Here is a 23,015-nt window from a genome sequence, read left to right as displayed (position 1 = left end):
TCTCGTGACCTCGTCCGGCCAGCGGCTCAGTCGACGCGGTGCGCGGTCACGATCCGGCCGTCCGCGGTGGTGACCGCGTGCACCGGTCCGGTGATCGCGACCGTCGCCCGAGCGGTCGCGCCGCCGGGGATGTCCCGCACGATGGACTGTCGCTCGTTGACGATGACGCCGCCGGTGGTCTCGTCGGTGTCGACGCTCGACACCGACGCCGCGGCGTGCGCGCCGACCCAGACCTCGACGTCGCCCGGCTCGACGACCCGCACCATCCGGCGGTCGCTGAAGGCGAACCGGGTCGTCGGCACGACGAACCGCACGCGTCCGGACGCACCGGCGGCGAGCGAGATCCGGGTGTACCCGAGGAGCTGCACGACCGGACGGGTCACGGAGCCCTGCACGTCGCGGCCCCAGAGCAGCACGACGTGGGCGGCGTCGCGGTCGCCCGTGTTCGTCACGGTCACCGAGGCGTCGAACGAGTCGCCCGCGGTCACCGACGGGTCGACGGCGAGGTCGCGGTACGCGAAGGACGTGTAGGAGAGCCCGAACCCGAACGGTCGCACCGGGGTCGAGTCCGTCGCGGTGACGTCGGACGGTCCGCCGAGCGCCGGGTGCAGGTACGAGGACGGCTGCGCGCCGGCGGACCGCGGCAGCGACACCGGGAGCCGACCCGACGGGTCCACCCGACCGGTGAGGACGTCCGCGATCGCGAGGCCGCCGCCCTCGCCCGGGAAGAACGCCTGGAGCACGGCAGCCGGGAGCACCCGGGGCGGCGTGGTCGCGTCGTCGTCGAGGGCCCAGCCGATCGCGTACGGCCGCCCGGTGAGGAGCACGAGCACGACCGGGGTCCCGGTGGCGAGCACCGCCTCGACGAGCTGCCGTTGCACCCCGGGGAGCTCGAGCGACTCCGAGTCGTTGCCCTCGCCGACCGTGCCACGGCCGAAGAGACCCGCCTGGTCACCGACGACGACGACCGCCAGGTCGCTGTCCGCGGCGAGCGCGACGGCCTCGTCGAACCCCGCGGTGTCGTCCCCCTCGACCTCGCAGCCGCGCGCGGAGCGCACGACCGGGCCCCCGGCGCCGTCGCTGCGGGCGACGGCGTCGGTGAGGGCCTCGAGGACGGTCGGGATCGCGAAGCCGAGCGGCAAACCGGGGTGGGCGGCGAGCACGTGGTTCGCGAACGAGTAGCAGCCCTGGAGCGCTTCGGCGCGGTCGGCGTTCGGACCGACGACGGCGATGCGCGCGGGACTCGACGCGGTGAGCGGCAGGACACCGTCGTTGCGGAGGAGCACGATCGACTCCTCGGCGAGTCGACGCGCGACCGCCCGGTGCTGCGGGGTGTCGAGGTCCACGAAGGCGGGCGGGCCGTCGTCGAAGGCGTCGGGCTCGAGCAGTCCGAGCGACTCCTTCTGCGCGAGGACGCGCAGCACGGCGCGGTCGACGTAGGCCTCGTCGAGGTCACCGGCACGGACCCGGTCGACGAGCGGCTGCAGGTAGGCGTCGCCCGTCGGGAGCTCGACGTCGATGCCCGCCTCGAGCGCGATGGCGGCGGCCTCGCCACGGTCGGCCGCGATGCCGTGCATGACCTCGAGGAACCGGACCGCGAAGTAGTCCGCGACGACGACCCCGTCGAACCCGAGCCGCTCGCGGAGCACGCCGGTCAGCGACGCGGTGTCGGCGGCCATCGGGACGCCGTCGACCTCGGCGTAGGAGTTCATGACGCTGCGGACGCCGCCGTCGAGCACCGCCATCTCGAACGGAGGCAGGAACACGTCGGCGACCTCGCGCGGACCGGCGTGCACCGGCGCGTGGTTCCGACCGGCGGCGGAGCCGGAGTACCCGAGGAAGTGCTTGAGCGTCGCGTGCACCCCCGACGCCTGCAGCCCGCGGACGTACCCGGTCCCGACGGTGCCGACCAGGTACGGGTCCTCGCCGATGCACTCGTCGACCCGTCCCCATCGGGGATCGCGGACGACGTCGAGCACCGGCGCGAGTCCCTGGTGGACGCCGAGCAACCGCATCGACGCGCCGATCAGGACGCCCATCTCCTCGACGAGGGCCGGGTCGAAGGACGCGCCCCATGCGAGCGGCGTCGGGAACGTCGCCGCGCGCCAGGCCGCGAGCCCGGTCAGGCACTCCTCGTGGACGAGTGCCGGGATCCCGAGCCGCGTCGCCCGGACGAGCCGCCGCTGCTCGTCCCACAGCCACGCGGCACGCTCGGCGGCGTCGACCGGCCGGGTGCCGTAGACGCGGGTGTAGTGGCCGATGCCGTGGCGGGTCACCTCGGCGAGCGACGTGGCCGGTGCCTGACCGGCGGCCATCTCACCCTGCATCGGTGCGACGACGCCGTCCTGGTCGAGCCAGTAGCCGACGAGCTGCGCGACCTTCTCGTCGAGGGTCATGTCGGCGTGCAGTGCACGGACACGGTCGGACACCGCGGGCCACGCCCGGACCGGTTCGCCGTCGCGTCCTCGTGGCGTGCTCGCCGGCGCCTGGATCTGCGTGGTCATCCCTTCACCGCTCCCGTCAGACCGCCAACGATACGGCGTTGGAACACCGTGAAGAAGACCAGCGCCGGGATCATCGACATCGTCGTGAACGCCAGGACCTTGGCGGTGTCCACCGAGTACTGCGACGAGAACGCCTGCACCCCGAGCGGCAGGGTGTACTGGCCCTCGTTGTTGAGGATGAACAGCGGGAGGATGTAGCTGTTCCAGCTGGCGATGAACGCCAGGATCCCGGTCGTGACCACCCCGGGCAGGGACAGCGGCACGACCATCCGGAAGAAGAACCCGAGTCGTCCGGCTCCGTCGATGGACGCCGCCTCCTCGAGTTCCATCGGGATCGCCCGGAGGAACGGCACGAGGATGATCACCGTCGTCGGGAGTGCGAACGCGATCTGCGGCAGGATCACCCCCGCCAGGTTGTTCGTCAGCCCGAGGTCCTTGACGAGCAGGTACAGCGGGGTGATCGCGACCGTGATCGGGAACATCAGGCCGGCGGCGAAGAGTGCGTACATCGCGCCGCGCCCGACGAAGTGGTACCGGGCGAGCACGAAGCTCACCATGAGTCCGAGGACGACGACACCGACCGTCGTGACGGTCGCGGCGATCGTCGAGTTGCCGAGCTCCTGCCAGAACGTCGAGCTGCTGAGGACGTCGGCGTAGTTGCCGAGGTCGAGCGGTGCCGGGAGTCCGGCCGGACTGGTGGTGATCTGCGCGTTCGTGCGGAACCCGCCGAGCACGATGTAGAGCACCGGCGCCAGGTTCGCGGCGACGAACACGATCGCCACGAGGTAGGTGAACGGGTTCGCCCGGCCGATGGTGGTCCCGGCCGGCCGGCGTCGCCCGGAGCCTCGGCGTCCGACCGCGCCGATGGTGGTGGTCGCCATCACTTCGTCCTCTCGGTGAGCGCGCCGGCGGTGTCCCGTCGGAGCACGAATCGTTGGTAGACCAGGGCCACGGCGAGCGAGATCAGGAACATCACGACGGCGACCGCGTTGCCGTAGCCGAAGTTGCCCGAGTTCCGGCCGTTCGCGACCATGTAGGTCGCCATCGTCGAGGTCCCGGCGGTCGAGGCGATGTACTGACCCCAGATGATGTAGACGAGGTCGAACAGCTGCAGGGACCCGATGATGGACAGGAACGCCCAGATCCGGATGGTGGGGCCGAGCAGCGGCAGGGTGATCCGTCGCTGGATCTGCCAGTAGCTCGCACCGTCGATCGAGGCGGCCTCGGACAGCTCCTCCGGGATGCTCTGCAGTCCCGCGAGGAACAGGATCACCGCGAAGCCGATGTACTTCCACGAGATGATGAGGAGCAGCGTCCAGATCGCGATGCCCGGATCGGAGAGCCAGTCGCTCCGCAGCGCGCCGAGGCCGATGCTCTGCAGCAGGTCGTTCACCGCGCCGTTGCTCTGGAGCATGAGGCTCCAGCCGGTGCCGACGATGACCTCGGAGATCACGTACGGCACGAAGACGAGCACCCGGATCAGCGACCGTCCACGCATCCGCTGGTTGAGGAGCAGGGCGAGGACGATGGCGACCGGGCCCTGCAGGACGAGCGACGCGACGACGATGAACCCGTTGTGCAGGAGCACCGACCGGAACGCGTCGTCGGTGAAGATGATGGCGTAGTTCGCGAGCCCGACGAAGTCCGTCGGCGGCCCGTAGCCCTGCCACTTGAAGAAGCCGTAGTAGGCCGCGAGACCGACCGGCAGGATCACGAAGACGACGAACACGACGAGGGCCGGCCCGGCGAGGACCGCGATCTCGGCGCGCTTCCGCCAGTCGGCGGGGCGGGCGGGTCGCCCCGCCGGGGGACGTCGCGCGGATGTCGCGCCACGTCCCGCCGGCGGGGTCCCCTCGGCGTGCCCCGACCCGGTGGCCGACGGTGTCCCGAGCGAGGTGCCGAGTGCCACGATCAGCCCTTGGCCGCGGCCTGGTCGGTGGTCTTCACGATGTCCGCCGCGGTGCCCTTGCCGGCGAGGACGTCGACGACGCTCGTGTTGAGCGCGTTGCCCACGTTCTGCCCGTACAGGGTGTCGAGGTACTGGGACACGTACGGGGCGTCGCTGTAGGCCGCGAGCACCGACTTCAGGTACGGCTCGGTGATGACCGACTGCGCGTCCTTGTTCACCGGGATCGTGTCGAACGCCTTGTAGTACGCCTCCTGGTTGTCCTTCTGCACGATGAAGTTCAGGAACTCGGTGCACTGCTTCTTCGGGGCCTTCGCCGAGCAGGAGAACCCGTCGAGGCCGCCCATGATCGCGCCCGGCTTGCCCTGTCCGCCGGAGATCGCCGGGAACGGGAACCATCCGAGGTCGGCGAGCGGCTTGGCGTCCGGCGTGAGCGACGAGATCACCCCGGGGTCCCACGACCCCATGAGCTCCATCGCGGCCTTGTGGTTGGCGACCAGACCGGCCGAGCTCCCGGCGCCCTGCTGCGCGCTCGTGGTGAGGAACCCGTCGTTGAACGGCTTCGTCGCGTTGAACGCCGCGACGTCCTTGCCCGCCGCGGTCCAGCACGCGTTGTCGAACTGCAGGGTCTTCGCGGTCTTGTCGAGCGTCGCCTTGCTGCACTGACGGAGCGCGAAGTTGTAGTACCAGTGCGCGGCGGGCCACGCGTCCTTCGCACCGACGGCGACCGGGTCGACCCCGGAGGCCTTGAGCTTGACGATGTCGGCGTTCAGCTCGTCCATCGTCGTCGGTGTCCCGGTGATGCCGGCGGCCTTGAAGAGGTCCTGGCTGTACCAGATGCCCTCCGGGAGCACGTCGACCGGCATCGCGTAGGTGCCGCCGTCCTGCTCGTACCCGGCGAACGTGCCGGCGCTGATCGCCGACTTGGCCGCCGACCCGATCGAGCCGGAGATGTCCATGACCTGGCCGGCCTTGACCATCGCCGTCATCTTGCCGCCGCCCCGCTGCAGGAACACGTCGGGCGCGTCGCCGGAGTTCAGCGCGGTCTGGAGCTTGCCGTCGAGGTCCTCGTTCTGGATCGCCTGGACCTTGATGGTCACGTCCGGGTGCTCGGACTCGAACGCCTTGACGGTGTCGAGCCAGTAGGCCTTGCCCGGCCCGGTCGTGGAGTTGTGCCAGAAGGTCATCGTGACCTTGCCGTCGGAGCCGTTCGCCGAGCCGCTGCTCGAACACCCCGTCGCGAGCAGGGCGGTCCCGGCTGCGATCGCGATGAGCGCCGCGACCCTGTTCTTCCTCGTCATTGTGGAGTCCCTCGTAGTCGTCGTTGACACGCGGCTGCGGTGCCGCTCGGCGATCGTGTCAGGGATGCGCGTCGCTTGTCAATCGATATCGATAACGATTTCTAAGATGGCGCCGCGCGGGCAGGACGGTACGGTGAGTCCGTGGAGTCCGCGCTCGAGCCGATGCCGCCGACGGGGCGCATCACCATCAGCGACGTCGCGCGCGCCGCGGGCGTGTCGGTCCCGACCGTCTCGAAGGTCATCAACGGGCGGGACGGCGTCGCCACCGCCACGTCGAAGCGAGTCCTCGGGGTGATCGAGACGCTCGGGTACGAGAGCTCGCTCGTCGCCCGCAGCCTCCGACGGTCTCGGACGGACGTCATCGGCATCCTCGTGACTGAGTTCGAGCCGTTCTCCACTGAGCTGCTCAAGGGGATCTCCTCGGCGGCCACCGGCACCGGTTACGAGTTGCTCGCCTACGCCGGGCTCGTCGTCGGCGAGACCCGGACCGGTTGGGAGCGGCGGTCGCTCTCCCGTCTCGCGGGCACGCTCATCGACGGCGCGATCGTGGTCACCCCGACCACGCTCATGGCGTCGACACCGATCCCGGTCGTGTCGATCGACCCGCACACCGGCCCGGAGGGGCACGCCGCGATCGACTCCGACAACGTCGGCGGGGCGCGTGCCGCCACCGAACACCTCATCGCGCTCGGCCACCGCCGCATCGCGCACATCCGCGGCCGACGGGACCTCGCCTCCGCCGAGCTCCGCGAGGTCGGGTACCGCCAGGCGCTCGCGGCCGCCGGGATCCCGTTCGATCCGGACCTGGTGCGTGTCGGCGACTACCAGACGGCCGCCACGGCGGACGCGGCACGCGAGCTCCTCGGCATGCCGGACCGACCGACCGCGGTGTTCGCCGCGAACGACAGCTCAGCGCTGGGCGTCCTCGAGGTCGCACGGGTCCTCGGACTCCGCGTGCCCGAGGACCTCTCCGTCGTCGGGTTCGACGACGTGCCGTCGGCGGCGAGCTCCGTGCCGCCGCTCACCACGGTCGCGCAGCCCCTGCACGACCTCGGTGCGCAGGCGTTCGGGATGCTGCTCGGACTCCTGCAGGGCGGCGAGGTCCCGGGACACGTGCAGCTCCCGACCACGCTCGTCGTGCGCGCGAGCACGGCCGTGTGCCCCGCCGCCGCGCGTTGACCCGCGGGCTCGTCATCGAGGACGGCGCCGACAGCCCAGGCTCGGTCAACCGGCCTCCCCCGGAATACGCGCGCCGTCCACGGGACTTGCACTCGGCATGCCGACACGCTCCGAAGGAGTCGGCCTGCGCTCCGAGCGCGGCCCGATCCTCCTCGCCCTGATGCTCGCCACCGCGCTCGTCGCCCTCGACGCGACGATCATCGCGACCGCATCGTCCTCCATCGCGCAGGACCTCGGCCACTTCCAGCAGCTCCCGTGGCTGTTCTCGGTGTACCTCCTGGCGCAGGCCGTGAGCGTCCCGATCTACGGGAAGCTCGCGGACGTCCTCGGTCGCAAGCGGCTCCTGCTGTTCGGGATCGGCGTGTTCCTGGTCGGCTCGGTCCTGTGCGGTGCCGCGTGGTCGATGCCGGTGCTCATCGGGGCCCGAGTGGTCCAGGGCCTCGGTGCCGGCGCCGTCCTGCCGGTCTCCATGACGATCACGAGCGACATCTACACACTCGAGGAGCGCGCGAAGACGCAGGGGTACCTCGCATCCGTCTGGGGCATCGCGTCGGTCGTGGGGCCGACGCTCGGCGGCCTGTTCAGCGAGCTCGGGGCGTGGCGGTGGATCTTCTTCATCAACGTCCCGCTCGCACTCATCGCCGGGTTCATGCTGTTCCGCTCGTACCACGAGGGTGCCCACACCGCCCAGCGGGAGCGGATCGACTTCCTCGGTGCGGGCCTCCTGGCCGGCGGGACGACGGCGCTCCTGCTCGGACTCCTCGAAGGCGGCACCACCTGGGGATGGGACTCACCCGCGTCGTTCGGCATCTTCGCGTCGGCCGCCGTCCTCCTCGTTGCATTCGTCGTCGTGGAACTCCGGGTCGAGCACCCGATCTTCGACCTCGGACTCCTCCGACGGCGGGTGGTGCTCGCATCGACGGTCGCCTCGCTCGTGATCGGCGTCATCGTGATGGGCCTGTCGACGTACGTCCCGATCTACGCGCAGGACGTCCTCGGCGCGTCGGCACTGATCGCCGGCTTCGCCCTGGCCGCACTGACGCTCGGCTGGCCGATCTCGGCGTCGCAGGCCGGCCGGATCTACCTGCGGTGGGGCTTCCGCGTCACCGCGATGATCGGCGCGGCACTCGTCGTCGTCGGTGGCGTGCTGACCGTCACCCTCGGTGCGCAGTCCCCGATCTGGCTCGTCGCGGTGTACTGCTTCGTCGTCGGAGCCGGCATGGGTCTCACGGCAGTCCCGACACTCATCGCGGCGCAGTCGTCCGCAGCCATCACCGAGCGCGGCGCCGTCACCGGGACGAACATGTTCGCCAGGTCGATGGGATCCGCCATCGGCGTCGCAGTGTTCGGCGCGGTGGTGAACTCCCACGTCCGCCTCGACGTCGCGGGTGTCCCGGAGGGTGCGGGGCTGATGACGGCGATGCACCTGGTGTTCGCCGCGATCGCGGCCGTCGCGGTGGTGCTCCTCGTCGCGGTGACGTTCATGCCGGCTCACCGACGGCAGGAGGGCGGGGCCGGGGCGGAGCTGGCGGCGGAGGTGGAACCGGCGGCGACCTGAGCACGGGGGTACGCTCCGCTGCATGGCGGTGCGGTGGATGCAACGGACTGGGCGGACGCCCGGCGGGGTCATCGGTGCGTGGTGGAACGTGGCGATCTGCGGGGTCCTCATCGTCGCTGTACCGATCGTCGCCCTGCACTACGGGCATCCCCCGGTGAACGTGGTGGGCGCCGTCATCGGCTTCGCGATCGCGGCTTCGATGGAGGTCGGCTTCGTCCACAACCTCCGACAGCAACTGGCGCGACGGCGCGGCGAATGAACCCGCAGCTCGTCTTCGGCATCGGCGGTGCCGTCGCCGCGGTGTGGGGCATCGTCATCGCGATCTGGAACCGTTGGGCGCAGTCGATCGGCGGCGACCAGCTCGCCAACGGTCGACCGCTGACGCCGACGTTCGTGCGTGTCATCGGCATCTTCCTCGCGGTCGGCGGGACGCTCCTCGTGGTCCTCGCGCTGACAGGGGTGCTCCCGGACCACGGCTGACACCGCTTCGTCCGGTGCCGATCGGTCACCCCGTTAGTCGTGCGTCGCCGACCCCGTTCCGTCACCCTGTCGTTCGGCTGGTCCGCGTACGCGCCGCTGAGTGAGTCGATCTTCCTGCCCGGCCGTCTTCAAAGTGCCGTTTTGATGTCTGAACAGCCACCTACGTGATGCGACACTGGTGGCGAGATCACGTTTGGTCAGTGGTGAGTTCTGTTGGCGATGGCGTCGATGCTGGGTTTGAAAGCAGCCTGGCGGTTCGCACATTCCGGGAATCGGCAGACCCGGAGTTGGATGAAGATGTTCATGAAACCGCGGGTGATGCCACGGAGTCAATCCAAGAACTCCTACAATCTCTCACCGAACTGGGAGGTAGGGTTGGCGCGAGGGGTGTAACGGCACACAAGTACATTTCACGGACCAGCTCACGCCAACATGAGTCAGTTCACGATTTCACATGTCGGTACCGGCCGACGCATCGTCGGAACCGTTGGTATCGCTTACTGCATCGATTGTATTGGATTGAACGATTCGATTTGACAGCCTCTGGAAGAAATTGAGCTACGCAGTGGTCTGCGTACTGATCTACTTCATCGGCGGCGTTCTAGCAAGCCCCCTCAGTGCGAACCTGAATTCTGTCGCAATCGCGCATGGGATCTTGGCCGTCTGCATGGTCACATTCGGTGCACGAATGTTTCGCGCATCGAACGAAGATCGCGGCCCGCGGCCGTGGTGGAAATTCTGCGAGCAAGAGCGCTTGGGGTTCCTACTGGGGTCGCTGTTCGCCGCACTGGCAGTGTTCACCAGTATCGGATGGAGCATCGACGTCCGGTCTGGCATGCCCTTGCGGGCGTACTCCTATCTGATCACAGATTGTCTCGTCTTTTCCATTCTTGCTTTCTTGTACCTGAACAGCAGTACACGGCTTCGATATCGAAGGAGGTACACTCGAGATCGATAGGAATGCGGAACGCCGATGATGTTGCAAAGGGATTCAAGCTGAATCGGACCGGTGAGGCGCTCTCTGGACGCGGAGAAGCGCGTCGCGGTGATGCGCTCGGCGGCGGGTCTGAGCATCGATACCGCGTCCAGGCCGGCCTCGGCGCCGGCGTCTTGCTGGCGACCCGGTCGGCCCGACCCCGAGACGCGTCCGGTGAGCGTCCGATGGACGACGGGACGGGCGAATGATCAGCGACCGAGAGCCCTTCGAGCTCCGATCGGAGCGGCAACGACCAGGCACATGAGGCCGACCGTCGTCGTCGTCCATGCGCCGACCTTCAACGTCCCAGCCACGATCCGAGCGGGTCGAGGCGACACTGCACCGCGTCGACCGAGTACTCATCGAACGAGAAGCGGCCGGTGTCGTTCTGCCGGCGCCAGTCGCGCTCGGTGTACTCCTTCCCCATCACACCCGACGCACGCAGGCACCTGACCGTGATCTCGGCCTCGTCGTGCCGCTCGGGGTTTCGGCGGATCTCGCCGAAGAGGTAGGTCACGTTCTTGTCGAAACGGTCGGCACACTGCCGCCGCGCGGAGTTCGCCGCCTCGCTGTCCGTGATCGGCTTGCCGTGCAGGCCGGTGGCCTCCGACGTCCCGTCGTCCTGGGCGCGGAAGTCGTACCCCGCGTCCCGCATGCATGAGCGCACACGACTCTGCGCATCGGCGCGCTCGGCGGCGGTGATGACGCCGTCCGCGAGTATCTGCTGTTCGTACGGCGACGAATCGCTCATCGCAGCCGAGAACTCCTGCGCCCAGGGGCCACCCACCGCCGTCGGAGTCGACGATGTGCCGTGGTCAGCGGCTCCCGAGCAACCGATGAGGACGGCGGCGATCGCAAGAACTCGCGAGATCGTCATGGTGACTCCTGTCGTCGGTGTGTGCGTTAATACATACACGTTGGATATGAGTTCAACAAGGGGTCGTGAGCGCACGGCGGGCATCCGGATGCCGGACCACGACACGGACGGACGGGAGGCACGGAGCGAGCCCGCCCCGTGCCTCCCGTCCGTCATCGGATCGCGCGGTCAGCGCGTGCGTCGCCTCCTGGCGAGCACGAGGACGAGTCCGGCACCGAGCAGGACCGCCGCGAGACCGAGCGGCCACGCGACCTGGGAACCGGTGAACGCGAGGACGCCGGCCGTGCCGACCCGGGTCGCGACGACCGTTCCCGTCACCCCGCCCGACGCCACGGGTCCGGCAGCGGTCGGGTCGACGACCGGGGCGAGGGTGACGCTCGCGACGGCACTCGTGTTCCCGGCGGCGTCGGTCGCGCGGAAGCTGACCACGCGAGCACCGGCCGGTGGCGTGACCGCTCCCGTGTAGGGCGTCCAGTCCGCGCCGTCGCCGGCGGTCGTGGTGCCGACCGCGTACTCGAGCGCCGCCACACCCGACGTGGCGTCCGTCGCGGTCAGGGTCACCGACGCACCCGGCGTCCCGGCCTCGTGGACCGTGGACTGCACCACTGGTGCCGTCTGGTCGACCTTGCCCGACCAGGTCTGGACCGCCGAGAGGTTCCCCGCCGCGTCCCGCGCCCGGAACGCCACGACGTGCTGGCCGTCCGGCACGGTGAACGTCCCGCTGACCGGTGCCCATGCCCCGCCGTCGACCTGCACCTCGACGGCGGCCGCCGGGGTGAAGTCGTCGGTCGCCGCGACCGCGATGGTCTCCGAGCGGTACCAGCCGGCCGCGTTCGGTGCGGCGACGGCCGGTGTCGTGGTGAGCGTCGGCGCGGTGGTGTCCGCTCCGGGGAACGTGCCCAGGAACGCGGTGGAGGTGGCGTCGCCGTTCGACGAGTCGGCGCTGAGTCCGACGCCGTCGACGATCGAGGAGATGCCGCCGTACGCGTTGAGGTAGCGGGTCATCGCGTCCGTGATCTGCACGTCGGCGTTCCGGGGCACCTGGATCGCGCTGTCGAGCACGATGCCGGGTTCGTTGAAGAACGAGTAGACACCGAGTCCGTACGCATGGTGGCTCGTGACGTCGTCGGCGACCCGGTAGCTGGCGTACCCGTTCGTCGTCCCGTCCTTCCAGGACGCCTGGTCGGGCACGTCGTACGGGAGCTCGCTCTGGTAGAACACGGTCGTCCCGCCGTTCCCGTTCCAGAGCACCTGGTTCTGCTGCCAGTGCTCGACGGCGAGGCCGACGGCGGTGACGTCGTCGCCGTTCACGACGAGGCCGGTCGCCCCGGTGTTCGCCGTCCACCCGACGCCCGTCCCGTGGTCCGCCCGCCAAGCCCAGACGTCGTCGAGGACGGTGTGCGGGGAGTTGACCACGATGCCGGTCCGGGCCGAGCCGGCGTGCGGACCGCCGACGCGGACGAACACGTCGGTGAGTGCGGTCGGGTCGGTGGCACTGCCCGCGGTCGCTCCGGCGGGACCGACCTGCAGGAGCACGTCGGAGGTGGTCGCACCCGCGTCGACCGTGAACCCGGAGAGCTGCACGCCGGCGACGTCGCCGACGGTGACCGCGGCGTTCCCGTTCGTCGGGGTGACGGCCGCCATGCCGAGGCCGAGCACGACGGAGTCGGGCCGGGTCACCTGGATGGCCTGCGCGTACTGGTAGACGCCCGGGGTCAGGATGAGGTCCTTGCCCGCCGCGAGCGCCTGGTTGATCGTCGTGACGGAGTCACTCGGCCGTGCGACGAAGAACTGCGACAGCGGGATCGAGGTCCCGGGCCCGGCATCCGTCGCCGTCCACTGGACGCCGCTCGCGCCGGTCCTGGCCGCCGGTACGAACACGGAGTACGCGCCGTCCGTGCCGATCGTCAGGAACGGTGCGTCCCGCGTCGCCGGGGTGGCGGGCAGGGTCGTGTACGGCAGGACACCGTTCTGCCGGCCCTCCGGGAACGACTGCGCCGGAGCGCCCTGCGTGCCGGAGAACACCATGTTCCAGACGCCGCCCTCCCACGAGCCGATCTGGCTGTCCTGCGTCATGAACTGCTGCTGCGAGCCGGAGACCACCTTGCCGGACACCGCCGAGTCGGACAGGAACCCACCGCTCGCCTGCTCGCCGTACTGCCCGAAGAGCGTCAGGCTCGCGGCCGGGGTCGTCCCGTTCACGGTGTCGGCCCGGACGTCCACCCGGCGGAGCGGGGCGGCCTGCGACACGGCCCACCGCAGCTGGTGCGGGTCGGCCTGTCCGTAGGTCGTGACGTCCTGCGCGGTCTGCGCGGCGGTCGGCTGCTGGATCGGGTTGATCCGGAGGTTGCTCATCGAGCGCCAGAAGGTGTCGAGCGATCCCGGAGCCTGGTGGTCCCAAGGGTCCGAGGTCCCCGGCGCCTGGTACGGCTCGACGTGCAGCGCACCGTTGATGTGCACCCCGTCGGGCGAGGGGCTCAGCCCGGCGACCGACTCGGAGAAGCCGACCGTGCCGTTGACGATGTCGGTCGCGGTGTTCGGGGTGTCCTGCCCGGCGTCGCTGCCGTACGTCCCGGGCTTGAAGAACACCGCGTGGCGGCCGGTGCTGAACTCGGTCTCCCCGGAGGCGGCGGCGAGCGCGGCGTTCACGGTGCTCGTCGACATGCTCGGGTCGAGCACCGAGACGTTCGGCCAGGTGGCGGGGTCCGCGGGGTCGAACGCCGGTGCGGCACTCGCGGGTGCGACGGCGAGACCGCCCACGAGGAGTGCTCCGGCGGCGATCACGGCACCGACGGCGGCACTGGTCCGCACACCGGATCGGGGACGGGACGGGATCTGGGTCGACGCCACGACGTTCTCCTTCGAACGATCGCTGCGGCTCGGCGCACGAGGGTCCCCCGGCGACGTCGCGCAGCGACACGAAGTCAAGCCCTCACATGAGCGGTTGTCAACGACCTGGCCGTGTGATCGCCGGAAGGCGCTGGGCACACGGTCCCGGCGGGCCGGTCGCCGCCCTAGCGCGACCGGCGCCGCCCTAGCGCGACCGGCGCCGCCGGATGCGGAGCAGCACCCCGCCCGCGGCGAGGAGCGCCGCGGCCAGCAGGCCGATCGGCACGAGGTCCGACCCGGTGAACGCCAGGCGTCCGCTCCGGTCCGGATCGTCCGCGGTGGCACCGCCCCCGGTGCCGCCCGGAGTCACGCCCGCACCCGATCCCGGCGTGCCGGCACCGCCGCCGTTCCCCGGCGCAGCACCCGCGGACGCCGTCACGGTGAACGATGCCCGCGCGGCCTCGGTCCCGCCGACCGACGCGATCACGTCGACCGCCCCGGACGCACTCGCGGAGACCGGCAGTGCCGCCGTGAACGCGCCGTCCGCGTCGGTCCGGACGCTCGTGCCGCCGACGTCCGGCGTCGTGGTGAGCACGACGTCGGTCGACGACGGGAACCCCGTGCCGGTGACCGTCTGGGTGGCTCCGGCCGCGATGGTGGAGGAGCCGACCTGCAGCTGCGGTGCAGCGATCGCCGCCGTCGTGAACGACACCGTGGTGCGCGCCGTGACCGACCGCGAGGCGACCGGCACCGAGACCGTCCGGGTCGCGCTGTCGTAGCTCCAGGCGGTCGCGGGGACGCGCTCGCCGTCGACCTCGACCGCGGTGGGCTGGTCGGCGTCCGTGAACGTCGCCGTCCACGCGCGGGACTGCACCTGGCCGGCGAAGCTCCCGTCGGCGGGGGCGATGTCGAGCATCCCACCGGTCGGCTGCTGCGTGTACCGGACGGCGGTCGTCGCGGACCCCGGGGTGGCCTCGCCCGTCGAGGTCGTGTCCTCGCCGGCGTCCTCGTGGAGCGTGAACGAGCCGTCCGCCCCCGTCGCGACGGTCAGCGTGGCCGCGTCGAGCGGTGCGCTGTCGTTGGCGACGTGGTCGGTGCGCGTGGGCACGATCCCACCGCTGCGGACGAACACCGGCATGGCCTGGAGGTTCGTGGTGACCGCCGCCGTCGTCCCACCCTGGTAGGTGGTGCCGGTGAACCAGTCGGTCCAGCTGCTGCCCGCCGGGAACCACACGTTCGTGGTCGCGGTCTCGCCGGCGGTCGTCACCGGGGCGACCAGGACGTCCGGGCCGTACAGGTACTCCGCGCCCGCACGGGAGTACGACTCCGGCTGGTCCGGGTACTGCAGGTAGAGCGGCTGGACGATCGGGGTGCCGGTCGCGGTGGCGTCCGCGGCCAGGGTGTACGTCAGCGGGACGAGGTCCTCGCGGAGGTCGAGGAACTTCGACGCGGAGGCATCCGCCACCGCCGGGTACTGCCACGGCAGCCGGTCGCTGTGGTTGCTGTGCAGGCGGTCGATCGGCTGGAACGCCCCGAGCTGCACCCACCGCGCGTAGAGGTCCGGCGGCAGCTGCGTCGATCCCGGTTCGGCCCCCGTGATGCCGTACTGCGCGCCGTTGTGGCCGCCGATGTCGTGGCTGATCGCCGCGAGGCCGGTCGACGCCGACTCGCCGGGGGTGTAGCCGACCTCGGCGGCCAGCATGTCCCAGCTCGAGGTGGTGTCCCCGGTGAAGTGCAGCGTGGTGCGCTTGTCCGTCCACGGCCCGGTCGGCACCGCCTGCGGGTTGCCGTAGCCGCCCGCGGTGAGGGAGCCGTAGGCGCGGGAGAACGCGAAGCCCCGACCGCCGAGGGCCTGGTTCGTGTACTGGGCGTACTGCTGGTTGATGAACGCGTCCGGCGTGACGCCGTTCGCCGAGTACTTCGAGTTCTCGCTGCAGCACCAGTCCAGCCAGAAGCTGTCGGCTCCGTCCTGCCGGAAGTCCCGGTGCAGGTCGAGGTAGGCCTGCAGCTGGTCGGGGTCGGACCAGTCGAACAGGTAGTCGTCACCGCTCTTCGTGAGCTTGCCGTCGGCGGTCGCCTGGGCCTCGGGGAACTTCGGGTCCGTGCCGGAGATCGTCGGGTGGATGTTGAGGGTGTTGTGGATGCCCTCCGCGTGCCACTCGGCGAGCAGCGCGGACATGTCGGGGATGCGAGCGGGGTCGACCTCCCAGCCGTTCCACTTGCTGCCGAGCTTGTAGTCGGTGTCGATCGCCATGACGTCGACGGGGACACCCTGCTGCTTGAACTCCTTGGCGATCGCCGAGTAGTCCGCCTGCGACCGGTCGTAGTACTCCGAGTACCAGACGCCGTACGCCCATCGAGGCAGGAGCTTCGTCGGGCCGGTGAGCACGGCGAGGTCGTGGAGCGCCGTCGTGAAGTGGTTGCCGTACCCGAAGACGTAGCCGTCCTGGCTGTCGCCACCGGCCGGGCGCGGGCGGACGGCCTTCGTGGTGGTGTCGTACAGCGCGGAGGCGGAGTCGTCGAGCAGTGACCAGCCGTCCTGGTAGAGCAGGCCCGGGTTCGTGCTGACGGTGCCGTTCGCGGTGTCGAGGTCCCGGCGGTAGCCACCGAGTGCGGCGTGCGGCGCCAGCACCGGGGAGTCCGCGGCCACGGCGGCGACGGTGTCGATGTTCACGTTGCAGTTGTTCGCCTCGGTCGGGCAGCCGAGGATGACGTCGTCCGCGCCGGCGGTGAGGTGCACCGGCACGGCGACGGTGTTCCAGTAGTCCCAGCCGCTCGTCGGCGGGAGCGCGACCGTGGTGCCGACGCCCGCGGTGGTCGCGGTGAGGGTCGGCGAGGCGGCGAGGGCGTTCGCGTACCGCACCTGGAGCGTGTAGTCGCCCGTCGTCGGGACGTCGGTCACGTGCGCGGTCAGGCCGGAGCCGGTGCCCCAGAGCCCGGACGCGAACCCGGTCCCGGCGTACCCGTTGTGGTCCTTCGCGGCCGTGGCGTTCCCCGTCCTGCCGAGGTCCTCGCCCTGGCAGATCGTGCCGAACGCGCAGTCCGTCCCCGCCGTCGTGGGGGTCGGAGCGGGGAGTGCGGCACCGGTCGGCACGAGCGCGAGGCTGTCGACGTTGACCTGGCCGGAGTCGCCGGCGGCCCGCTCGATCGTGATGCGGTGGGTCCCCGCGGTGAGGTCGAGCGCGGTCGCCGTGGTACGCCAGTCGTCCCAGTTCGCGCCGTTCGGCAGGCTGATCGTCCGCGCGGGCTGGTCGTCGACGACGACGCTGAGCGTCCGTGTCGTGACCTGCCCGTCGCCGCCCTGCGAGTTCGCGTAGCGGAGCACGAGGTCGCGGGTCCCGGCATCGGCCGCCCCGATCGTGGTGCTGAAGGTGAGCGCGTTCCCGACGGCTTCGTAGCCCGCCGCGAACCCGGTGCCGGTGTAGCCGGTGTGGTTCGTCGCCGGGGACAGGCCGTCGAGTGCGAGTGTCTCCGCCTCGCACAGCCGGTCGACGGCGCACGACGGCGTCGCGGCGGAGGTCCAGGGCGACCCGGTCACGTGCTGCCCGGCGTCCGTCGTCACCGCGACCGACAGGTTCTGCTGGTCGAAGGCTCCCGAGCCCTCCCGGTACCGGAGCGTCATCGACCCGGTGTCGATCGTCAGCCACCCGTTCGTGACCTCCTGCGTGAAGGGTGTCGGGCCGAAGCCGTCGCGACCGATCGCGTTGAAGGTCGCGTCGTCGGTGAACGTGCCGTCGGCGGCGTACTCCGTCCGGATGAGCGTCGGCGAGAGCACCTGGAACCGGGCGTCGCCGGCCACGACGGTCTGGCTCGCGAGCGGCGCGGCGGCGGCCGACACGGCCGCGACCCCGGCCATGCCGAGACCGGTCGTCAGCGCGAGGACGGCGGCGGCGGCACGTCGGGAGGATCGGATGGTCGTGTTCCGCACTGCGTTCTCCTGCTGGACGTCGTCGTCCGGTCGTCATGCCCGTTCTTGGGGTGCTCCTGTGGCGATGCTGGGACGCATCCGCTGTACAGCGCTGTAAACATAGCGGATGCACAGGCGGCATGGGAAGGTGCGCGGCTGTGCCGGGTCGGCGGGGAGGCGCGGGGCGGGGCTGGTGCCGCGCCTCCGATCCGTCTATGGTATCGATACCAACCACGGAAGCAGGTCGCGCGATGATGCCCACCACTCGTTCCAGGAACCACACCGTCCCGGTGCTCGCGGTCGCCGCGGGCGTCGGTGCCCTCGTGCTCGTCGGCACGACGATCGGGGCGCCGCCCGCGCCCGCCGCCGCCGTCGGGTCGTCCGACGCGAGTGTCTGGCAGGCGCGCGCGAGCGCGACCTACGACGCCATGCAGGACAACCTCTACACCGGTGCCGCCGGCCACGGCCTCTACCGGGAGAACACCGACACGGGCACCGGGAACCCGTACTCGTACCTCTGGGAGTACCGCGAGGCCACGCAGGCCACGCTCGACCTCCAGGGACTCCCGGGGGTCGGTCCCGCGTACACGGCCTCCGCCGCCGCCCGCGTCGACGGCTTCGATCACTACCACGCCGTCGCACCCGGCGGCCGGCCCGGCTACGAGTCGTACCTGCCCGCGCCGCTCGGCACCGGTGGCGACGTCTACTACGACGACAACGACGTTGTCGGACTGTCGTTCTTCAGCGAGTTCCAGGCGACCGGTGACTCCACGTACCTGGACCAGGCGCGGGCTGCGTTCGACGTCGTCTCGCGCGGTTGGGACACGGACAGGTCCCTGACCTGCCCCGGAGGCCTCGACTGGATCGACCGGCCGGACAACACCGTCCGCGCCGCGAACGTCACTGGGCTCGGCGCACAGCTCGCCGCGCACCTGTACGAGGAGACGAAGGACCAGGCCTACCTGCAGTGGAGCACGAAGCTCTACGACTGGAACAACCGGTGCCTCCGCCAGACGGCCGGGCTCTACCAGAACAGCCGGAACGACGACGGCACCGTCGACCCCACCCTCTGGACCTACAACTCCGGGGCGATGATCGCCACCGCGACGATCCTGTACCGCGCGACGAACGACCCGAAGTACCTCACGCAGGCGGCACAGGCCGCTCGCGGGTCGCTCGCCTACTGGACCGCCGACGACCGGCTCCAGCAACAGCCCGCCGTGTTCAACGCGTTCTACTTCAAGGACCTGCTCCTCCTCGACTCCGTGCAGCACGACCCCGCGTACCGGACGGCGGCCGAGAACTGGGCGACCGCGACGTGGCAGGACAACCGCGACGCGAGCACGGGCCTGTTCTCGTTCCAGCCGAGCGGTGGTGGCGACCCCGATCCGGCCCGACCTGCTGCCACACTCGACCAGGCGGCGATGATCCAGGTCTTCGCCGCCCTCGGGTGGTCGACCGACCGGCTCGGGGAGATCAGCTGACCGGAGGAACGACGACGATGGCGGACGGAACGGCAGCGAGCGTCGTCGGCGTGATGGACATCGGGGGCGGTCACGTCACGGCTGCCCTCGTCGACGCGGAGGACCCGGGGCACGTCCTCGTCGAGGCCGAGTCGCCCCTCGACCCGCATGCGTCCCGTGACGTCCTGCTCGACACCATCGCGGCGACCGGCCGGCGCCTGCTGGTGCCGGCGGGTCCCGCGCCCGTCCGGTGGGCCATCGCGATCCCCGGGCCGTTCGACTACGCGGCGGGCAGTGGCACCTTCGAGGGCGTGGAGAAGTTCCGCGCCCTCGCCGGGGTGGACCTGCGCGCCGGCCTGGCGAGCCGACTCGGGGTCGCCCCGGGAGCGGTCGGGTTCCTCAACGACGCGACGGCGTACGGACTCGGCGAGTGGGCTGCGGGAGCGGGTGCACGCGTCGACCGACTCGTCTGCGTGACGCTCGGCACCGGCGTCGGGTCCGCGTTCCTCGACGGAGGACACGAGGTCGACTCCGGCCCGGACGTCCCACCGGGCGGGGAGGCACACCTCATCCGCATCGAGGGTGAGCCGCTCGAGACCGTCATCTCCACCCGCGCGCTCACGGCGGCGTACACGCGGCTCACCGGGCGTGGTGCGACCGTCGCGGAGATCTGCGCCGCCGCGCGGGCCGGGGAGGCCGACGCCGCGCTCGTCATGCGGACGGGGATGCTCGCCCTCGGTCGGGCGCTGTCGCCGTGGATCGAGCGCTTCGGGGCGACGCGGGTGGTCGTCGGCGGGTCGATCGCCCGGTCGTGGGACGTCATCGGTGCGCCGTTGCGCGACGGGCTCGGGATGCCGGACGTCGAGGTCGTCCCGGCGGAGCTCGGCGCTGTCGCACCGGTCGTCGGCGCGGCCGCCTGGGCGCTCGGCTGAGGCGCTGAGGTCGACCGCGCTCGGCTGCGACGGCCGTGGCCAGTCGCGCTCGGCCGGGGCGGGGTCAGTCGCCGACGGCGGTGCCGCGGACCGAGGCCTTGACCGTGCCGCAGCGCTGTCCCGTGGCCCGGCCCCACGGCCGGATCGTGTACGGGCCGACGGCCGCGGGCACGATGAACGTCTCGGCGTAGTGCACGACGAACGGCGCGAACGCGCCGGTCGGGCTCTCGACGACCGCCTCGGCTCCCTCGACCAGGTTGAGGACGTTGACGGTGCCCCTCGTGTCGTGCGGCACCGTGCCGTCGAACCAGTGCCGTCGGACCTCGATGAACTCGAGCGCGTGCAACCCGGTACGCTCCTCGACCCAGCCGTCGCCGCTCGCGACCTGCTCGACCTGGCCGACGAGCTCCCGCTCCGCGAAGGCGGTGTCGCGGTCCCACTGGATGTTCGCGAGCGCGTGGTCGAGGTGCACGGGACGCGGGACGCCGTCGAGGCCGACCCGGCCCCAGTCCCACATCTTGAACGTGAAGATGTAGGGCGTCGCGGAGATCTCGAGCACCATCGAGTCCGCGCCGGAGCAGTGCACGGTGCCCGCCGGGATCAGGAAGTGGTCGTGCTTGGCGGCCGGGAACGCGGTGACGTACGCCGGCACGTCGAACTGGTCCTCCCCCGCGGCCGCACGGCGGAGTGCCCTCGCCATCGCGGCCGGATCGGTGTCCTCCCGCAGTCCGAGGTACACGACGGCGTCGTCGGCGGCGTCGAGCAGGTAGTAGCTCTCGTCCTGGGTGTAGGGCATCCCGAACACGTTCTGCATGTAGTCGGTCAGCGGGTGGACCTGCAGCGAGAGGTTGCCACCGGCCATGGTGTCGAGGAAGTCGAACCGGATCGGGAACTCGGCGCCGAACCGGGCGTGGGTCTTCTCGCCGAGGAGCTCCCGCGGGTGCCGGAAGACCAGGTCGAGCGCCGGGATCTCCACCGTCGTGCCGTCGACGCAGAGCAGGAGGCTGTTCTCCTCCGGGACGCAGTCGAAGCACCAGGCGTAGTTGCTGGCGTCACCGACGTCGAGGACCTCCTTCATCCACTGGCCACCCCACACGCCCGGGTCGAAGAACGGCACGACGCGGAACGGGCGGCGGCTCGCGACCTCGAGCCCGGCGAGGAACGTGTCGGCGCCGATGAGCTTCGCGGTCGCCATGCCGCCGTTCGCGTCGAGCACGGCGTCGATGCGGTCGAAGAGGGTCCGCTTGTGCCGGTCGGCGATCCGCCACTCGACGAAGTACCCGCGCTTGACCTTGCGGAGCTGGTCCTCGTCGCCGTTGTCCGCCCGCCAGTTCGGCGCACCGGCACGCTGACGACGTTGGATCTCCCAGCGGGCGAGGTCGGCCAGGACGACCGTGTCGAAGGTCGTCGGCACGAGGGTGGCTCCCCAGCCGTACACGACGACGGGGCGGTCGGCCGCACCGATCGACGCGGCGACGGCCTCCAGCCGGTCCGTGTCGTAGAGGTCCGCGAGCACCTGGTGCCCGAGGACGCCGAACACGCGGTCGTCGGTGAGGTTCGGGGCGATGAGTGCCTCGATGTCGGCCGGCGGGAGGGCGGCGGCCTGCTCGACGTCGATGAGGAGGGCGTCCGGGACCGCGGCCTCGAGCTCGCGGCGGAGCCCGACGAGGTCGCTCCCCGGGTACGTGTCGACCGCGAGCGTCCGGTGTCCGCCGTCGTGCAGGAGTTCGGCGATGCGCCCCCAGGTCTCGCGACCCGACCACACCCGGTGCCCGGTCGGCAGGTCGATCGTCGGGGCCTTGTCGTAGTCGCCCGGGGTGGTTCCGGCGGGCACGGAGGTCGTCATGGGGGGTCCTCTCGATCCTGATAACGTTACCAACATACCCTGACGAACCGGAGCCGCGGCAACCCCGTGCCGCACGAGCGGACCTCGGTGCCGGCGTCAGTGGTGCACGAGGTGGACGGGGAGCTCGACGAGCCGTGGCGCCCCCGGCGCGGCGCCGTCGTGCGCGCTCGTGTCGTCGTGCGCGCTCGTGTCGTCGTGCCCGCTCGCGTCGCCGTCCAGCCGCGCGAGGAGCATCCGCGCCGAGACGCGTCCGAGCTCCTCCGGGTCGTGGTCGATCACCGAGAGCGGGATCGGCGCCATGTCCGCGAAGTCGAACGAGTCGAAGGCGAACAGCCGGGTCGGCGCGGTCCCGGTCCGCTCGGCGTGCTGCGAGATCGCCCGGATCGCTCCGACGCTGATGCGGTTGTTCGCGGCGAACACGGCCGTCGGCGCGTCCGTCCGTTCGAGCAGCGCCCGGGTCGCGGTCTCCGCTGCGGCGGCGTCCTGCAACCCGAACACGACGAGGTCGTCGTCGAGCGGCAGTCCCCGCGCTGCGAGTGCCTCCCGGAACCCGACGAGCCGGCGCTGCCCGGTCGACACCGTGACCTTGTTGCCGAGGAACGCGATGCGCCGATGCCCTTCGTCGAGCATCATCGCCGTCGCCGCCCGCGCCCCGTGGACGTCGTCGATGAGCACGGAGTCCGCGGGGACGCCAGGGACGGTCCGGGACGCGAGGACGAGGGGGACGCCGTGCAGCCGGTCCGGGCGGAACCGGTCCGGGTCCTGGCCGACCGGGACGACGACGAGTCCTTCGACCTGCCGGCCGAGGAAGTCCGAGAGCAGCTGCCGCTCGAGGTCGGCGTCCTCGTTCGTGGTCCCGACGAGGATCCGACGGCCGGTCGTGGCGACGACCTGCTCGATGCCCTGGACGACCCCCGCGTAGTACGGGTTGCTGATGTTCGTGATCATCACGCCGATGAGGCCGGAACGGTGCCCGGGGCGGAGGCTCCGCGCGTTCTCGTTGCGGTGGTAGCCGACCTCGGCGATCACCCGCTCGACGTGCTCGCGGAGTGCCGGGCGGACGTTCTTGCCACCGGACAGCACCCGGGACACGGTCATCGGGCTGACCTCGGCCGCGCGGGCGATGTCCTTGACGGTGATCGCGGCGCCGCGACCGGTCCCGATCGGCACGGTCCCTCCGGTCGACGCCATGCCACAGGTATACAGGACGGTCCGCCGCTTGTGCGGCGGGGTCGCGTGTGTATAGTGCTTGGTAAC

General features: G+C 70.9%; 15 protein-coding genes. 6 read left to right on the top strand and 9 right to left on the bottom strand.

Annotation, left to right across the window (positions count from 1 at the left end):
- Positions 1-26: 26 nt before the first annotated feature.
- From ACO0E0_RS12390 to ACO0E0_RS12375, 4 genes are read right to left on the bottom strand one after another with little or no spacing between them, the layout of a single operon-like run.
- A complete protein-coding gene (locus ACO0E0_RS12390) occupies positions 27-2,504 on the bottom strand; it encodes a beta-xylosidase/alpha-l-arabinosidase (RefSeq protein ID WP_422871736.1) in 2,478 nt (825 codons plus the stop codon).
- Positions 2,501-3,385, bottom strand: a complete 885-nt coding sequence (locus tag ACO0E0_RS12385) for a carbohydrate ABC transporter permease (protein WP_422871735.1) — start codon at positions 3,383-3,385, stop codon at positions 2,501-2,503. Before ACO0E0_RS12385 ends, ACO0E0_RS12390 begins: the two co-directional genes overlap by 4 nt.
- Positions 3,385-4,413, bottom strand: coding sequence for a carbohydrate ABC transporter permease (locus ACO0E0_RS12380; protein WP_422871734.1), 1,029 nt, complete (start codon positions 4,411-4,413; stop codon positions 3,385-3,387). Before ACO0E0_RS12380 ends, ACO0E0_RS12385 begins: the two co-directional genes overlap by 1 nt.
- A 2-nt stretch (positions 4,414-4,415) precedes the next feature.
- On the bottom strand, positions 4,416-5,711 hold the full coding sequence (locus ACO0E0_RS12375; protein ID WP_422871733.1) for an ABC transporter substrate-binding protein: 1,296 nt from the start codon (positions 5,709-5,711) through the stop codon (positions 4,416-4,418).
- A 162-nt stretch (positions 5,712-5,873) separates the two neighbouring features.
- Between ACO0E0_RS12375 and ACO0E0_RS12370 the strand changes: the two genes are divergently transcribed.
- The 4 genes from ACO0E0_RS12370 to ACO0E0_RS12355 all read left to right on the top strand — a co-directional run bounded on the left by ACO0E0_RS12370 (position 5,874) and on the right by ACO0E0_RS12355 (position 8,928).
- Positions 5,874-6,890, top strand: a complete 1,017-nt coding sequence (locus tag ACO0E0_RS12370; protein ID WP_422871834.1) for a LacI family DNA-binding transcriptional regulator — start codon at positions 5,874-5,876, stop codon at positions 6,888-6,890.
- A gap of 97 nt (positions 6,891-6,987) precedes the next feature.
- Complete coding sequence (locus ACO0E0_RS12365) at positions 6,988-8,448, top strand: MDR family MFS transporter (protein WP_422871732.1); 1,461 nt, start codon at positions 6,988-6,990, stop codon at positions 8,446-8,448.
- Between the two features lie 22 nt (positions 8,449-8,470).
- Entirely contained in the window at positions 8,471-8,707 is a 237-nt protein-coding gene (locus ACO0E0_RS12360; RefSeq protein ID WP_422871731.1) for a hypothetical protein, read from the top strand.
- Positions 8,704-8,928, top strand: coding sequence for a hypothetical protein (locus ACO0E0_RS12355; protein WP_422871730.1), 225 nt, complete (start codon positions 8,704-8,706; stop codon positions 8,926-8,928). Before ACO0E0_RS12360 ends, ACO0E0_RS12355 begins: the two co-directional genes overlap by 4 nt.
- A 1,274-nt stretch (positions 8,929-10,202) precedes the next feature.
- Here ACO0E0_RS12355 and ACO0E0_RS12350 read toward each other — a convergent pair.
- From ACO0E0_RS12350 to ACO0E0_RS12340, 3 genes are all read right to left on the bottom strand, one after another.
- Complete coding sequence (locus ACO0E0_RS12350; protein ID WP_422871729.1) at positions 10,203-10,781, bottom strand: hypothetical protein; 579 nt, start codon at positions 10,779-10,781, stop codon at positions 10,203-10,205.
- A 168-nt stretch (positions 10,782-10,949) separates the two neighbouring features.
- Positions 10,950-13,631 carry an OmpL47-type beta-barrel domain-containing protein gene (locus tag ACO0E0_RS12345; protein ID WP_422871728.1) on the bottom strand — a complete coding sequence of 894 codons (2,682 nt, stop codon included), beginning with the start codon at positions 13,629-13,631 and terminating at the stop codon, positions 10,950-10,952.
- A gap of 184 nt (positions 13,632-13,815) precedes the next feature.
- Positions 13,816-17,538, bottom strand: coding sequence for a TIM-barrel domain-containing protein (locus tag ACO0E0_RS12340; RefSeq protein ID WP_422871727.1), 3,723 nt, complete (start codon positions 17,536-17,538; stop codon positions 13,816-13,818).
- 230 nt (positions 17,539-17,768) lie between these two features.
- Between ACO0E0_RS12340 and ACO0E0_RS12335 the strand changes: the two genes are divergently transcribed.
- Positions 17,769-19,001 (top strand): glycoside hydrolase family 76 protein, encoded by a 1,233-nt coding sequence (locus ACO0E0_RS12335; protein ID WP_422871726.1) that lies wholly within the window; start codon positions 17,769-17,771, stop codon positions 18,999-19,001.
- A gap of 17 nt (positions 19,002-19,018) precedes the next feature.
- The gene (locus ACO0E0_RS12330; RefSeq protein WP_422871725.1) at positions 19,019-19,912 is read left to right on the top strand and encodes an ROK family protein; all 894 of its coding nucleotides are present in this window, start codon (positions 19,019-19,021) and stop codon (positions 19,910-19,912) included.
- A 64-nt stretch (positions 19,913-19,976) separates the two neighbouring features.
- On the opposite strand, the gene ACO0E0_RS12325 is transcribed toward ACO0E0_RS12330, so the two are convergent.
- A complete protein-coding gene (locus tag ACO0E0_RS12325) occupies positions 19,977-21,758 on the bottom strand; it encodes a class I mannose-6-phosphate isomerase (RefSeq protein ID WP_422871724.1) in 1,782 nt (593 codons plus the stop codon).
- 96 nt (positions 21,759-21,854) lie between these two features.
- Positions 21,855-22,949, bottom strand: a complete 1,095-nt coding sequence (locus tag ACO0E0_RS12320) for a LacI family DNA-binding transcriptional regulator (RefSeq protein ID WP_422871723.1) — start codon at positions 22,947-22,949, stop codon at positions 21,855-21,857.
- Positions 22,950-23,015: the final 66 nt, after the last annotated feature.

Origin of the sequence: Curtobacterium phyllosphaerae, from assembly GCF_049341865.1 — a bacterium.
GTDB lineage: Bacteria > Actinomycetota > Actinomycetes > Actinomycetales > Microbacteriaceae > Curtobacterium > Curtobacterium phyllosphaerae.
This window is presented reverse-complemented; position numbering and strand designations above follow the sequence as displayed.